We start from the raw sequence: 14,699 nt of genomic DNA, 5'->3' as shown, positions 1-14,699 counted from the left end.
GCTGCTCACGCAACCCACGGCCCGGCTCGTCCTTTTTCTGAGCCATCAGGTACACACCCTTCCCGCCTGATTTCTTAGCCCATAACTCACCGATTAAGCGTTTCTCTTTATTAACCCGGCAATCAAATACACCAAATCATGCCGCGTAGGCGATACGTGGATGCCGGAAATAAGAACGGATTCTTTGGGGGTGTAATTGCAATCGCCTCATGACCGAGCGAACACGCCCTTCCAGTTCGTCCTGATTACGCGCTGGCAAGCCCGTACGGACCTGATGTTTCAAATCACAATTCAAATACTCGTCAGGATTCAACTCCGGGGCGTATGCCGGCAAGAAGAACAGTTCGATTTGCTCTTTGCGGTCGGCGACCCAGGCGCTCACCTTTTTGCTGTGGTGTACGCGCAGGTTGTCGAGAATCAAGAACACTTTGCGGCCCTGCGCATCGCGAATCAGGCGACCCAGGAAGCGAATCAGCACTGGGGCTGTCAGCGTTTCCCGATACAGCATGAAGCGCAGTTTGCCCCGATTGGTCACAGTGGAAATCATGTTGGTGGAAAAGCGACTGCCGCTGACCTGGCGCACTGGCGTTTCGCCAATAGGGGCGTAGCTGCGGCTAGCCTGGCTGTCACTGCGCATATCCTGCCCGTATCCATATCCACAGCTGCTGATGCAGAAATCAGCAATCCTACTGGGTCAATTTTCCATCAGCGCCAACACTTCAAGCTGTCCATCGACGACCTGTGCCATGACTCGTAACGCGACGAGTGTCCGAAGATGCGGTTGGCGTTGGTTGGTCATGGTTGTCCGCTGCACGTTTCTTGCGTTGCCGGCGGCGACCACTCCATTCCCTCTTCGAGGATCGGATGGCATTCGCTCACGACGATCAACGGTTTGTTCCGATTCACCAGCGCGAACATGGCGATGGAGCTTTCGACATCCGCCACCGGCACTTCCCCCTGTGGGTCAAGCCTGCCAACCCAGACATATTGCCGGGTCTCCAAACATGCAAGGTAATACGAAATACCCATGTTTCCTCCGAATTCGAATCAAGTCTTTTGCTGCGCCAATCCGGAACGGGAGGCAGTGCTGCCGGAAACATCGAAGGCAGCGCGATACGCTCACACGACAACTGCCTTCAAAATCGCCGCAGCAGCCGACCCGAAGCTGCCTGTGAGATTCTGCCAATATCGTCCATAGACTGACTCAAGGGTCGAAAAATCCGGCCACATCGAGGACTTCTTGTTTCCGAGCCGATTACACTGCTCGGATAATCCCTCCACCAAGCAATACGCACGAACAGTCAAAGCCTGGGTTGCCGCTGACCGGAGTTTTGTGAGCGTTGACCGGAATTTGGTGAGCGTTGCCGACCTGAAATGCCACCGATATTTAGTGACCGCCCCGATTTCCGTGATATCCATGACCATCGGCGTGTGCAAAACGCTCGAAAAACCCTGAAATCAGGGCACCGGAAACAGCTGAGCGCTAAAACAGCGCTATTGGGTTCCCGAACGTGCTGATAGCATCAAGCACGCCATCAGCCACAAACCTGCCATTGGTTTCCATGAAATCCTCTAAACGCCAGCCCCCAAGGATCGATCGTTGCCCAGTATTAGAGGCAGAGGCTCGAAGGTTGGCTGGCGGCATTTCAGAAAATGAACGCAAATTTCTCAGTGTAGCACTGGAAAATTTCAATGAATTGGAACCCCCGCAGGCCGCTTAGCAGGGCCTTCTGCTTGAGATAGAAATCAATCTATCTCCGTGGTTGAGCTCGACTTAGTGCTTTCATCGCAGAACAGCGGCTCAGCAGCTAACCAGCAGCCCAATGCTGGATGTAGATGCCCGAGCTTGTCCGCTAACTGGGACAATTCCTCTCTCCGCCGCTCTTCAAGCCTTCCTGCGAGCCAGATATCAGCGGCTTCCGGGTAATGCCGTAGAAGGCGTTCAGCCTGGAGGCGTATGGATTCAGGCAGGGTTGAATCCCTAGATAAGTCGCGCAAGAAGTCTCTTGTCTGCACCACGCTACGGGTGCGCTCATGAACCATGGTCACGGCAACTCTCCTAAATTGTCCGTGGGGGGAGACGGTTTCCCGTCAACAAGTCCCACGGCCCAGAGGGAGAGTGTATCGAATGGAGAACGAATAACCAAAATCGGAGCCCCTGATCAATCGCTCTCATCACTTCGATCCTCTCGCGACTCCCGCCACTCTGCTTTCAACCACAAAGAGTCCCCCAGTGCGGCCAAGGTTCCGATACCCCATGCCGTTACCTGGTAGTGCAGCCTACTGGAGCTCGCATTAGGTTCCGCGCTGAAAGAGTGCTGTATGCCTATGCCTACCCCAGAACGACGAGTGGCCGGCTCGGTTGCGGGTACGTCCTGCCAGCCTGGCCGGAGGACAATGTCATCAACTTTTGAAATTATCCATAAATATCATATAATTAGCGCTCAAATCAGTGCATGGGAGAAGCCCTTTTGACTACCTATACCGCATCGCTTGACACCGCCAGCCAAGCCCTGGCTTGAAAATTGTACAAAAAATAACCAGCCCGCTCGATTGTCCCGCCTTCATCGCCGCCCACCGCCAGAATCCTCAAGACTTTACCCGCCGACGCCAGCTCACCTTCAAGAACCTCGTCCTGTTCCTGCTCAATCAGCCGCGCACGGCCCTGCAAACCGAACTCGATCAGTTCTATCGCGTACTCAATCAGGCGTCGACTGAGACGCAAATGGTCACTGCGCAGGCCTTCAGCAAGGCGCGCGGCAAGCTCAAGCCCGAGGTCTTCGAGAGCCTCAACCAAACCCTTCAGCAACAGCTCGACAGCCTCGGGCTGCGCCAGACGTGGCGCGGGTTACGGGTACTCGCCGTGGACGGCTCGACCGTCCATTTACCGCTGGAGTCGGTCATGACGCGCTTTTTCGGCTGCCATAGCGAGTTTCCCGTTGCCCGTCTGTCTATGCTCTACGACGTCGCCGACGGCCAGACGCTACACAGCCTGATCGTGCCATCCGCAGTCGGCGAGCGCGATTGCGCCCATCTGCACCTCGAGCATCTGCCCGCTGACAGCCTGACGTTGTTTGATCGCGGCTACCCCGGACACTGGCTGTTTGCGCTGTTCGAGCAGCACCGGCGACATTTCCTGATGCGCCTGCCGTGTGGCTACAACGCGCAGGTCAAACAGTTTCTCCGCTCGGGGCAGACAGAAGACACGCAGTTCTTCTCTGCCAGTCATCCCGAGGCGCGCCTGTTCTGTACCGAGGCCGGCGTCGATCCCGCGGGCCGGGTCGAATTGCGCCTGATCCGGGTCGAGCTAGCCAGCGGTGAAAGCGAAGTGCTGCTGACCTCCCTGCTGGATCGACAGGCCTTCCCGGCCGAGGTGTTCGCGGATCTTTACCACCGCCGCTGGGGCATCGAAACGGACTACCGCCGCCTCAAGCAGACCCTCTGCCTCGACAACTTTAGCGGCCGTAGCGTGACGGCCGTGAAGCAGGACTTTCATGCCGGGCAACTGCTGAAAAACCTAGCGCTGCTGATGCAACATCTGCTGCAACCGGTCATCGAGCAGCGCCACAAAAGCCGCAAGCTGCGCTGGAAGGTCAACTTCACCCAAGGGGTGTCACGCCTCAAGAACACCCTGGTCGACCTGCTGGTACGCCCCGGTGTGCAGGGGCTGGCCAACGTGATGGAGTTGATGGCCAACAGCCTCAGCGCTGTGCGCCCGGGCCGCAGCTTCCCGCGCCAGCGTAAGCGCCTGGCCAGTCGCGGCTGCGAGGGCTACAAACCGACGCGCTAAGAACAAGCAGCACCCGAACTGCACCGCAAAAAAGCTGGCCAGACAGCGGCCGGCACGCGCTCGCCCGGAAAACGAGAAATCCCGCCCGCCGAGGCGAACCGGCATCCATTAAGCTGGCGTCTGGGTCGCACATGCGCTGAACTGGGGAGCAAAACCAGTGAAGGCACTGCTGCACCGCGCGTCCAAGCCCCGGGATTTCTTGCCCCGGCCAGGGCTGGGGGCTTAAGTTGATGACATTGGGCTAAAGCCGGCCCCTTAGCTTAATCGTTAGTGTCCGTTATTGGCCGGATAGCGCCCTTCCACCGCCGGCACCATGCGGCAGGCATTTTTCTGAGTTCGGATCTCATTGATGTGCTGCCAATTGCGACTGGACGATATTCCGTAGTCCATCAGGTTACCGCCTCTAAGTTGTAGACGAGCTCACCAGCAGTTTGCGGCGGTGCGACAGGTCACGAATGATCAGTAATTGCGGGGGAACAACACAGAGGGCAGCGCGCAGACGAAATCGCTGCGACACAACGTACTAGGTATAAGGGACAATTGCGGCAAGGTGATTACCACGTTGCGACTCCGTCCGGCGCAGAAGCCCCAGATATCAGAAGGCTTTGTTGTAGAACAATGAGTAGGATTCGATTCCGTCGTTCGGCTGCTTGATGCCGGCGTTGGAGTAATGCATGGCACGCAGGCCGACCTTGCGCTCGCCCGGCAGTTTCAGGCCGACGCCGAGGCGATCCTCGAAGTTGAACGAGGAGCCCAGCTGCTGCTCGCCGACGTCGGTCTTGGAGAAGAACGCGACGCCGATGCCGGCCTCGACGTACGGGGTGTAGCGCCAGCCACTGAACTCATAGGTGAACACCGGGCTGAACGACAGCGAGTGCGCGCCGGAATAGTCGTCGCCACCTTCCCAGTAGGTGTAGGCCGCGTCCCAGTAGCCGCTCAGCTGGCCGGTTTCGCTTTGCCACCAGCTCTTGTCCCATGCCTGCGCCAGGCTGGCGCGGAAGGTCATGTCGCCCTGCCCGGTGACGCCCAGAGCGCCCGAGACTTCAGCGGCGGCTACGGGGCCGGCGGCCAGGCCCAGCGCCAGCGCGCCGCCCAGAATCATGCGATTGATCAAAACGAACTCCTTACTTCAGTTCATGGTGAGTGTTGCGGGGCCATCAGCCCCCGCGGCCGAACGCTCGGCCGTGTCCGTCTTCCAGCCGCCACCCAGGGCGCGATACAGCTGGACTTCGCGGTTCAGCTGCAACAGATGGTCGCTGAGCAGCTGGCGCTGCGACGCGAACAGCTCGCGCTGGGCGTCGAGCACGGTGAGGTAGGTATCCACGCCCTCGTCGTAACGCTGGCGGGCCAGCTGGTAGTAGGCGCGGTTATTGTCGACCAGATCGCTCTGCGCCTGTACCTGTTCGTCGTAGGTGCCGCGCGCGGCGAGGCCGTCGGCGACCTCGCGGAAGGCGGTCTGGATGGCCTTCTCGTACGCCGCGACGTGGATGTCCTTCTGGATCTCGGCATAGTCGAGATTGGCCTTCAACCGCCCGGCGGTGAAGATCGGCAGGTTGATCCGCGGGACCAGACTCCAGGCCCCGGAACCGCCGTCGAACAGGCCGTCCAGTTCGCTGCTGGCGGTGCCGGCGCTGCCGGTCAGGCTGATGCTCGGGAAGAACGCCGCGCGTGCCGCGCCGATATTGGCGTTGGCGGCCAGCAGGCGGTACTCCGCGGCGCGGATGTCCGGGCGACGCAGCAGCAGATCGGCCGGCAGCCCGGCGGGGAAATCGGCCAGCGTATCCATCTGCAACTTGCCGCCTGCCGGCAGATCGTTCGGAATCGCCGCGCCCAGCAGCAGGCGCAAGGCGTTGACATCCTCGGCGATGAGCCGGGTGTACAGCGCCTTCTGCGTACGCGCCTGATCGACCAGCGTGCGCGCCTGGCGCACGTCCAGTTCCGAGGCAGTGCCGGCTTCGGCACTGGCTTCGATCAGCGACAGGCTCTGCCGGTAGCTTTCCAGCGTGGCCTCGCTCAGCTCCAGCAGCGCCTGGTCGGTGCGCCAGGCGAAATAGGCGGTGGCGACGTCGCCGACCAGAGCGATGTGCACGCTGCGCTGGGCTTCTTCGCTGGCCAGGTACTGCTCCAGCGCCGCGCGGCTGAGGCTGCGGATGCGGCCGAAGGCGTCCAGCTCGTAGGATACGCCCAGCGCTACGTCGTAGCGGCTCTGGATACCCGCCTCGCCGGTCGGCGAGAGGTCGTCCGGCAGGCGCTGGCGACTGCCACTGCCGCCCGCATCGACGCCGGGGAACAGCTCGGCACGCTGGATGCGGTGCAGCGCGCGGTAGGCCTCGACGTTCAGCGCGGCCTGACGCAGGTCGCGGTTGTTCTGCAGCGCCACGCCGATCAGCTCGCGCAGCGCGGCGTCGCGGAAGAACTCCTGCCAGCGCAGATCGGCCGCGCGCGTGTCGCCCTGCTCCGCCTGATCGTAGGCCGCGCCCTGCGGCCAGTCGGCCTCGATCGGCGCCTGCGGTCGCTGGTACTGCGGGATCAGACTGCAGCCGCCCAGTGCCAGGGCAACCGCGAGGGTCAAAGGCTTGAACTTCATGCGGTTTCTCCTTCGGCTTCGGCAACGGCGCGCGGCTGCTTGCGGCCCTCGAACAGCTTGACCACCACCACGTAGAACAGCGGCACGAAGAACACCGCGAGCACGGTGGCGGTAATCATCCCGCCGACCACGCCGGTAGCGACCGAGTGCTGGCTGCCGGCACCGGCGCCACTGGCCAGAGCCATGGGCAATACACCGAAGGTAAAGGCCAAGGAAGTCATGACGATCGGTCGCAGCCGCAGCCTGGCCGCATGAACGGCAGCATCGACCAGCGGCATGCCTTCCTTCTCATACAAATCCTTGGCGAACTCGACGATGAGGATGGCGTTCTTCGCCGACAGGCCGACCGTGGTCATCAGGCCAATCTGGAAGTAGACGTCGGCGTTCAGTTCACGCATTAGCGTGGCAAGTACCGCGCCGAGAATGCCCAGCGGAACCACCATCATCACCGACACCGGTACCGACCAGCTTTCATAAAGTGCAGCCAGGCAGAGGAACACGATTAGCACAGTCAGCGCATAAAGCATGGGCGCCTGGTCGCCGGTTTGGATCTCCTCGTAGGACAGGCCGGTGTAGCTCAGGCCGATGCCTGACGGCAGCTGCTGCATGATCTCGGCGATGGCGATCATCGCGTCACCGGTGCTGTAGCCCGGCGCCGGCTCACCGAGGATTTCCACCGAGGAGATGCCGCCGTAGCGTTCCAGCTTGGGCGAGCCGAAGGACCATTCGCCAGTGGCGAAGGCCGAGAACGGCACCATCTCGCCGAGGGCGTTGCGCACATACCACTTGTCGAAGTCTTCCGGCGAGATGCGCGAAGTGTCTTCGCCCTGGATGTAGACGCGCTTGACCCGGCCGCGATCGATGAAGTCGTTGACGTACATCGAGCCCCAGGCCGCCGACATGGTCTGGTTGATCGCCGCGATGCTGACCTGCAGCGCACGGGCCTTCTCATCGTCGATGTTGACCTGGAACTGCGGCTCGTCGTCCTTGCCGTTGGGGCGCACCGCGCGCAGCTTCGGATGCTCGCCGGCCAGCTGCAGGAACTGGTTGCGCGCCTCCATCAGCGCGGCGTGACCGACGCCGGAGTTGTCCTGCAGATAGAGGTTGAACCCCATCGCGTTACCCATTTCCAGGATCGCCGGCGGCACGAAGGCCATGACGGTGGCGTCCTTGATCTGGGCGAAGCGGGCGTTGGCGCGCTGGGCCAGGCTGAACACGTCCTGGCCTTCCGCGGCGCGCACGCTCCAGTCCTTGAGCATGACCAGACCGAGGCCGGAGTTCTGCCCGCGACCGGCGAAGTTGAAGCCGTTGACGGTCAGCACGTGCTGGATCAGCTGGCCTTCCTCATTGCGCAGGTAGTCGCTCACTTCCTGCAGTACCGCTTCGGTGCGTTCGGCGGAGGAATTCACCGGCATCCGCACCTCCACCATCATCAACCCCTGGTCCTCGTTGGGCAGGAACGCCTTGGGAATCTGGGTGAACAGATAGCCGGTACCGGCGGTAATCAACACGAACGCCAGCAGGTAGCGCCCGCGATTCTTGAGCATGCCGCTGACGCCGCGTTCGAAGCGATTCGTGCCACGGTCGAAAATACGGTTGAACCAGCCGAAGAAGCCTTTTTTCTCGTGGTGGGCGTCGCCCTTGGGCTTCTTCAGGATGGTGGCGCACAGCGCCGGGGTGAAAATCAGCGCGACCAGTACCGAGAGGCTCATGCAGAGCACGATAGTCACGGCGAACTGCTTGTAGATGATCCCCGCCGAGCCGCCGAAGAAGGCCATCGGCACGAACACCGCCGACAGCACCAGGCCGATGCCGACCAGCGCGCCCTGAATCTGCCCCATGGATTTGCGCGTCGCTTCCAGCGGCGTCAGCCCTTCTTCGTGCATCAGACGCTCGACGTTCTCAACCACCACGATGGCGTCATCCACCAGCAAACCGATGGCCAGCACCATGGCGTACATGGTCAGCACGTTGATGCTGATGCCGAAGGACGGCAGCAGGGCGAAGGCGCCAAGCAGAACGACGGGCACCGCCAGGGTCGGAATCAGGGTGGCGCGGAAGCTCTGCAGGAACAGGAACATCACCAGAAATACCAACGCCACGGCTTCGATGATGGTGTAAATCACCGAACTGATCGAGGCTTCCACCACCGGGGTGGTGTCGTAGGGATAGAACACCTCGACCCCTTCCGGCAGATAGGCCTTCTGCTTCTCCATCACGGCTTTCACCGCCTTCACGGTTTCCAGCAGGTTGCCGCCGCTGGCCAGGCGCAGGGCCAGGGCCGCCGACGGTCTGCCGTTGTGCTTGCTGGAAATGGCGAAGTTGTCGGCGCCCAGCGCGACCCGGGCAACGTCCTTGACGCGGATCTGCGAGCCGTCGGTTTTGACCTTGACCAGGATTTCCTCGAACTCCTCGGGCGTGGTCATGCGCGTCTTGCCCAGCACCGTGGCGTTGAGCTGCACGCCGCTGAGCGTCGGCAGACCGCCGAGCTGGCCGGAGGAAACCTGTACGTTCTGCTCGCGGATAGCGTCGGCAACATCGCCTGGAGTCAGCTGGTAACTGTTGAGCTTGGCCGGATCGAGCCAGATGCGCATGGCATAGGGCGAGCCGAACAGCATGTAGTCGCCGACGCCGTCGATGCGCGAGATCGGGTCCTGCAGCTGCGAAGCGATCACGTTGCCGAGGTCGAAGTTGCTCATCTTGCCGGTGCTGTCCGCCAGCCCGATGATCAGGAAGAAGTTCTGCTGGTACTTCACCACGCGCAGCCCTTGGCGCTGCACTTCCTCGGGCAGCCTGGGCGTGGCCAGCTGCAGCTTGTTCTGCACCTGGACCTGGGCGATATCCGGGTCGGTGCCCTGCTCGAAGGTCACGATGATGGTCATGCTGCCGTCGGAATTGCTCTCCGCGGACATGTAGCGAAAACCGTCGAGGCCGCTGAGCTGCTGCTCGATGACCTGCACCACGGTGTCCTGCACGGTCTGCGCGGAGGCGCCGGGGTAGCTGACCTGGATGGCCACGGCCGGGGCGGCGATGTTGGGGTACTGGCTGATCGGCATTTTCACCAGCGACAACGCGCCGGCGAGCATGGCGACGATCGCCAGCACCCAGGCGAAGATCGGCCGGTCAATGAAAAAACGGGACATGAACGTCTAGCTCCTCAGTGGGCTGTGGCAGCAGTGGGCTCGCCAAACTCGGTAACCAGATGGACGTTGCTGGCCTCCACTGGCTTTACCGTGACGCCACTGCGGGCGTGCTGGGTGCCTTCGGTGATCACACGTTCGCCGTCGGCGAGGCCCTTGCCGATCAGCCAAGCATTACCGACGGTGCGCAGGGTCTCGACTTCGCGCTTCTCGACGCTGTTGTCCTGCTTGACCACCCAGACGCTGGGAACGCCGCGTGTATCGCGACTGACCGCCTGCTGCGGCACGAGGATGGCGTCCTGCTGGGTGCCTTCCTTGAGCAGCGCATGCACGAACATGCCCGGCAGTAGCTTGCGGTCCGGGTTGGGAAACTCGGCGCGCAACGTCACCGAACCGGTGGTCGGGTCGACGCTCACCTCGGAGAACTTCAGGGTGCCGGGCAACGGATAGGCGCTGCCGTCATCGAGCGTCAGGCTGACCTCGGCCTGGTCACTGCCGGTTTTCTGCAGGCGGCCGGATTCCAGCGCGCGGCGCAGGCCGAGCAGCTTGGTGATCGGCTGGTTGACGTCCACGTATATCGGATCGAGCTGGGTCACGGTGGCCAGTTCCTGGGCCTGGCCGTTGGTCACCAGCGCCCCCTCGGTCACTGCCGAGCGGCCGATGCGCCCGGAGATCGGCGCCAGCACCTTGGTGTACTGCACGTCGATGCGTGCCACCTGCACTTCCGCCTGCGCCTGCTTCCAGGCGGCCTGGGCGTCGTCGTACTGCTGCTGGCTGACCGCATTGGTCTTCAGCAGGCGCTCGTAGCGGCGGGCCAGGTTCTCGGCGGTGGTCAGGTTGGCTTCGGCGCGGGCCAGGCGCGCCTCGTAGGTGCGCGGATCGATCTGGTACAGCTGCTGGCCTTTCTTCACCTCCGAGCCCTCGGTGAACAGGCGCTGCTGGAGGATGCCGGAAACCTGCGGGCGCACCTCGGCGACCCGGTAGGCGCTGGTGCGACCCGGCAGGTCGGTGGTCAGGGTCAGCGGCTGCGCCTGTACGGTGTAGACGCCGACCTCGGGCACCGGCGCCGCGGTTTGCGTCTTGTCCGACTCCACGCAGCCGGCCAGCAACAGTGCCGCCAGCGGAACGGAATGCCATGCGCGCGATTTAGCTTTTCGGTGATTCACCTGTTGTCTCCCCTCAAATGCACAAAGGCTGTACCATATAGCGATTCAGTGTATCACTATACAGTTCAGTAGAGACAACTCGGAATATGTAACAGGCCTGAACAAGGAACTGGCAACTCCGGTCCGCGACGTTGAAGAATGCCTGTTCACTCTTGCGAAGCTGCTGGAAAACCCCCGCAACCCAAGTGGGCGTAGTACATAAGAGGATGCTATGACACAGACAGACCAGGCCGCTGAAGCCGGCCGGCACAACGGTATTCAGGTAATCGCCCGCGCAGGAGCGATCATGCGGGCCCTGGGCGACAACCCCCAGGGACTGAGCCTGGCTGCTATCGCGCAGATCGTCGACCTGCCCCGCTCCACGGTGCAGCGCATCATCACCGCGCTGGAGGCCGAGTACCTGGTCGAGACCCTTGGCCCCAGTGGCGGCTTCCGCCTGGGGCCGGCACTCGGGCAGCTGATCAGCCAGACCCAGACGGACATCATCACGTTGCTCAAGCCCTACATGCTCGAGCTCTGCGAGCAGTTGGGCGAGTCGGTTTGCGTCAGCACGCTGGTCGGCGCGAAAGCCTACGTGGTCGACCACGTCGTGGCCGAGCGTGAGCTACGTGTCGTGTTTCCCATTGGTATCAAGGCGCCGGCCTACGCGACTGCGAGCGGCAAGGCGCTGCTGGCGGTCCTGGCCGATGAGTGGCTGCAACAGCTGCTGCCCGACCCGTTGCCGATCGTAACTCCATGCACGCCTGACCGGATTACGCTGCTTGAGCAGCTCGGCCAGATCGCTGAGGGCGCCGTTGCCGAAGAGCATGGCGAGCTGATTGAAGGACTCAGCTCGTTTGCGATCACGCTGGAAACCTATTTGGGTCGGTACTCGATCGCAATCGTCGGACCGACAGCGCGACTAGTGACTCGACGTGAGCCATTTCAGCAGGCGCTGCGTCGCTGCCAGCAGAGCGTCGAGCGGGCGATCGGTCGGCGCGCCACGCATACATCCTGAGAGGCGAAAGCATGGCCAGACGAACCGCCGCTGAAGCGGAGCTGACCCGACGCAAGATTCTCATGGCTGCCAATGAAGTGTTCTGGGATGAAGGGGTCGATAACGCCGCGTTGGCGACGGTGGCCAAGATGGCGGGCGTCACACGCGGTGCGGTCTATTGGCATTTCAAAGACAAGCACGCCATCTTGAACGCGCTGTTCGACGAGTTATCGATTCCGCTTCGACAGCCGGTGCCTCGCAATGCCTGCCTTGACAACGCATGGACGTGGCTGGCGCGCGTTCTGCTGAATACGGTTGGCGACGACACGGCTCGAAAGCTCTTGAGCATCATGTTCCTTCAAGGTCCTACAGGCGAATGCGGAATCATTCGGGACGGCTTAACGCGGCTGCGCAAGCAGTTCATGCGGCAAATTGCGGCCATCCTCGAGTCCGCTTCTAGAAATGGCGAAATTTCTCCAGACATAAATCTTGAAATGGTCGAGGCGCTATTTCAGAGCGCTATCAGCGGTCTTTTGTATGAATGTCTGCAACAGCCAGAGAACAAAGAGTCGCTAATACGTTCTGTGCTCGAATCACTGCTATGTCTGATCAAGTCGCCACCTGAGCATTTGTTAAAAGTGTCTGTGGCATGAGGAAATTGCCCGAACTCATGAGGGAGCGGAGTTCTTACCTGCCGCCAGGCACGTCTCGAACTGGATAGAGTGTTCAACGTAATTGAGGACTGTCGGCGGCGCCTCTCGAAAGGGCATGGTATGTAGCGAAACTGCCTGGCGCACGCAAACTCGCGCAAGAGCTACAAACAGCACCAGCTTGGTCGCAACTGGATCTGCCTTGCCACTGCATTTTTGTAGCAGCAACATTGCATCGATATTGAGTACGTGCGTCTTCACGACACCTGCGCCTGCAGCTCAGCATTACTGTCTATGAATCTGCGATGCTCGTTGCTAACTACGGTGAGGTAATATATCAATGAGTTTCCAGCGTGCACTACATCGGAGCGCGACGGCAGTTAAGCAATTAGCTTCACTCAGTTTTGAATCTCTACCTCATGGTGGGCTAGTCCCAAGTTTAGTGGCCAGTTGCATAAAATCAATCAGCCCTGCATTCGTGAGCACCTGATGACCGCTTTTGGCCGATTGTTCGCCCGGGCGAGCGGCAGCTTTGGGTCGATTCTGTTGAAAAAGTAGGTTTAGCGGCAGCAAGGCGGTCGGATGTACCTGCTGTCGAAGTGGCTGCAAGCCACTTCAAGTTACCTTTCGGCGTTTCACTGAGCGTCCTTGCTCAGGTTTGAGGGTTAATTCGAGGGTTTCTGCTCGCCACAGGCGTACCTATCCCGTGAGCGGTGGCCCTTGAGGCAAAAGCTTGGCCATGCGGCGCAGGTTCTGCACCATCGCAGCCATGGTGAATTCGTCAGTGGCGCCTGTCAGGCCACGCAGTCGTAAACGGTCGAGTTTCATGATCCGTTTAAGATGGGCGAAAAGCATCTCCACCTTCTTCCGTTCGCAACGTGAGACGAGGTATTCCGGTGTCTTGGCGATGCGTCGAGCCACATCGCGGGCAGCCTCATGGATGCTGCGAACGATCTTCCGATTCGGTGTGTTGGGGCAGCATTTCGCTTTCAACGGACAGGTGACGCAGTCGGTTTGGCTGGAGCGGTAGATGATGGTGTTGGCCTTGGTTACCCGCGATCTTTTCTGGGTGAAGGCGCGCCATTCACTGCGTAGCGGTTTGCCGGTTGGGCAGCGATATTCATTGGCTTCCTGATTCCAGTGGAAGTCGTTACTGGAGAGACTGTCGTCCTTGCGCTCAGTCTTGTCCCACACCGGCACATGCGGCTCGATGTCCTTCTCTTCGACCATCCAGGCCAGCATCGGGGCAGTGCCATAGGCGGTGTCGCCGATGAGGCGTTCCGGTGTGAGGTCGAACTGCGCTTCGACACGCTCGACCATCGTCCTGGTCGAGTCGACTTCGGTGGTACGGTGCGCCGGGGTCGCTTCCACATCCATGATCACACCGTGCTCAGTGTCGATCAGGTAATTTGTGGAGTAGGCAAAGAAGGCCGGGCCGCCTGGTGCTGCTGTCCAACGGGACTGAGGATCGGTGAGCGAAATCTTCTTGGGAAGAGCCTCAGCCAACGCATCTTCATCAAGTGCTTCGAGGTACTCGCGCACGGCGCGGCTGCTGAGCTTTGGATCGCTCCAATCGACTTCATCTCCCACCACCCCACGTTGCCGGCTGGCATCCGCCTTGATGATGCTGGCGTCGACGGCGAAACCTTCGCCCTTGACTAGGCCGGCTGCCATGCAGCGCCGCAGCACTTCATTGAACAACCAGCGGAACAGATCGCTGTCACGGAAACGGCCATGGCGATTCTTCGAGAAGGTCGAGTGATTAGGTACTTCGTCTTCCAGACCCAGCCGGCAGAACCAGCGATAGGCCAGGTTCAGGTGCACCTCTTCGCACAATCGCCGCTCGGAACGAATGCCATAGCAGTAGCCGACGACCAGCATGCGCACCATCAATTCCGGGTCAATCGAGGGACGCCCGATGGGGCTATAGAAATCCGCCAGATAGGCGCGCAGATCACTGAGATCCAGGCACTGGTCGATGCTGCGCAGGAGATGTTGGGCCGGGACGTGATCTTCGAGATTGAACGAGTAGAACAGGCGCTGCTGTCCTCCCGGTAACTGTCCCATCATGCTGTTCGCCTCCACGCCCGCTGACAAAGCAATTTTGCCAACGGCATGGGGAGGTCGCTACTTTTTCAACAGAATCGGCCGCAAGCTGCCGGTGAGCGACACCCATGTGTCCAAGATTACGTAACAGATACCTGAGCGTTGACGACGTAAAGGTGGAAACCGCTATCAAAACCAGAGCTAGATACAAACGCTCTATAGCCTAAGGAATTCATGATTGTCCGCTGAAATGACCACATCACCTCAGCCGTCAGCGACCTCAGTCCTACGATCCAAGTCTCGCTGATCATTAAGAGCCACGGCGTCCGCACGCATTCGAGCAG

The 14,699-nt window shown here is 60.7% G+C and carries 10 protein-coding genes and 2 pseudogenes; 4 read left to right on the top strand and 8 right to left on the bottom strand.

Going from position 1 to position 14,699, the window contains the following annotated elements; all coding sequences use genetic code 11:
- Positions 1-136: 136 nt before the first annotated feature.
- Both N5D48_RS02750 and N5D48_RS02745 read right to left on the bottom strand, forming a co-directional pair.
- Positions 137-727 (bottom strand): annotated as a pseudogene (locus N5D48_RS02750) (IS630 family transposase); the annotation flags it as partial.
- 68 nt (positions 728-795) lie between these two features.
- Positions 796-1,029 (bottom strand): hypothetical protein, encoded by a 234-nt coding sequence (locus N5D48_RS02745; protein WP_209939271.1) that lies wholly within the window; start codon positions 1,027-1,029, stop codon positions 796-798.
- Between the two features lie 202 nt (positions 1,030-1,231).
- Between N5D48_RS02745 and N5D48_RS26190 the strand changes: the two are divergent.
- Positions 1,232-1,321: pseudogene (locus N5D48_RS26190) on the top strand (integrase); the annotation flags it as partial.
- Positions 1,322-1,746: 425 nt separating this feature from the next.
- On the opposite strand, the gene N5D48_RS26185 reads toward N5D48_RS26190, so the two are convergent.
- Positions 1,747-2,043 (bottom strand): BPSL0761 family protein, encoded by a 297-nt coding sequence (locus N5D48_RS26185; protein ID WP_347881532.1) that lies wholly within the window; start codon positions 2,041-2,043, stop codon positions 1,747-1,749.
- A 475-nt stretch (positions 2,044-2,518) separates the two neighbouring features.
- On the opposite strand from N5D48_RS26185, the gene N5D48_RS02740 reads away from it, so the two are divergent.
- Entirely contained in the window at positions 2,519-3,790 is a 1,272-nt protein-coding gene (locus tag N5D48_RS02740) for an IS4 family transposase (RefSeq protein WP_279841544.1), read from the top strand.
- A 595-nt stretch (positions 3,791-4,385) separates the two neighbouring features.
- Here the strand turns inward: N5D48_RS02740 and N5D48_RS02735 are convergent.
- The 4 genes from N5D48_RS02735 to N5D48_RS02720 are packed head-to-tail and all read right to left on the bottom strand — an operon-like array spanning position 4,386 to position 10,683.
- The gene (locus N5D48_RS02735) at positions 4,386-4,892 is read right to left on the bottom strand and encodes an acyloxyacyl hydrolase (RefSeq protein ID WP_196456986.1); all 507 of its coding nucleotides are present in this window, start codon (positions 4,890-4,892) and stop codon (positions 4,386-4,388) included.
- Positions 4,893-4,919: 27 nt separating this feature from the next.
- Entirely contained in the window at positions 4,920-6,377 is a 1,458-nt protein-coding gene (locus N5D48_RS02730; RefSeq protein ID WP_279841545.1) for an efflux transporter outer membrane subunit, read from the bottom strand.
- Entirely contained in the window at positions 6,374-9,520 is a 3,147-nt protein-coding gene (tbtB, locus tag N5D48_RS02725; protein ID WP_279841546.1) for a multidrug efflux RND transporter permease subunit TbtB, read from the bottom strand. Before tbtB ends, N5D48_RS02730 begins: the two co-directional genes overlap by 4 nt.
- A gap of 14 nt (positions 9,521-9,534) precedes the next feature.
- Positions 9,535-10,683 carry an efflux RND transporter periplasmic adaptor subunit gene (locus N5D48_RS02720; RefSeq protein WP_279841547.1) on the bottom strand — a complete coding sequence of 383 codons (1,149 nt, stop codon included), beginning with the start codon at positions 10,681-10,683 and terminating at the stop codon, positions 9,535-9,537.
- A 211-nt stretch (positions 10,684-10,894) separates the two neighbouring features.
- Between N5D48_RS02720 and tbtR the strand changes: the two genes are divergently transcribed.
- Together tbtR and N5D48_RS02710 are read left to right on the top strand one after the other, a co-directional pair.
- Positions 10,895-11,680 (top strand): tribuytltin resistance regulator TbtR, encoded by a 786-nt coding sequence (tbtR, locus tag N5D48_RS02715; protein ID WP_108234753.1) that lies wholly within the window; start codon positions 10,895-10,897, stop codon positions 11,678-11,680.
- An 11-nt stretch (positions 11,681-11,691) separates the two neighbouring features.
- Positions 11,692-12,312: a TetR family transcriptional regulator gene (locus tag N5D48_RS02710; RefSeq protein WP_256074870.1), complete on the top strand. Its 621-nt coding sequence runs from the start codon at positions 11,692-11,694 to the stop codon at positions 12,310-12,312.
- A 696-nt stretch (positions 12,313-13,008) separates the two neighbouring features.
- Here N5D48_RS02710 and N5D48_RS02705 read toward each other — a convergent pair.
- The gene (locus tag N5D48_RS02705; RefSeq protein ID WP_014818820.1) at positions 13,009-14,379 is read right to left on the bottom strand and encodes an IS1182 family transposase; all 1,371 of its coding nucleotides are present in this window, start codon (positions 14,377-14,379) and stop codon (positions 13,009-13,011) included.
- Between the last annotated feature and the right edge of the window lie 320 nt (positions 14,380-14,699).

The organism is Pseudomonas sp. GD03858 (assembly GCF_029840925.1).
Lineage (GTDB): Bacteria > Pseudomonadota > Gammaproteobacteria > Pseudomonadales > Pseudomonadaceae > Aquipseudomonas.
Note: the sequence above shows the minus strand (reverse complement) of the source record. Positions and strands in the feature narration are given on the sequence as shown.

Coding starts and splice junctions, on each gene's coding strand:
- N5D48_RS02745 (WP_209939271.1), bottom strand. CDS start 1,029: ATGGGTATTTCGTATTACCTTGCATGTTTGGAGACCCGGCAATATGTC.
- N5D48_RS26185 (WP_347881532.1), bottom strand. CDS start 2,043: ATGGTTCATGAGCGCACCCGTAGCGTGGTGCAGACAAGAGACTTCTTG.
- N5D48_RS02735 (WP_196456986.1), bottom strand. CDS start 4,892: ATGATTCTGGGCGGCGCGCTGGCGCTGGGCCTGGCCGCCGGCCCCGTA.
- N5D48_RS02730 (WP_279841545.1), bottom strand. CDS start 6,377: ATGAAGTTCAAGCCTTTGACCCTCGCGGTTGCCCTGGCACTGGGCGGC.
- tbtB (WP_279841546.1), bottom strand. CDS start 9,520: ATGTCCCGTTTTTTCATTGACCGGCCGATCTTCGCCTGGGTGCTGGCG.
- tbtR (WP_108234753.1), top strand. CDS start 10,895: ATGACACAGACAGACCAGGCCGCTGAAGCCGGCCGGCACAACGGTATT.
- N5D48_RS02710 (WP_256074870.1), top strand. CDS start 11,692: ATGGCCAGACGAACCGCCGCTGAAGCGGAGCTGACCCGACGCAAGATT.
- N5D48_RS02705 (WP_014818820.1), bottom strand. CDS start 14,379: ATGATGGGACAGTTACCGGGAGGACAGCAGCGCCTGTTCTACTCGTTC.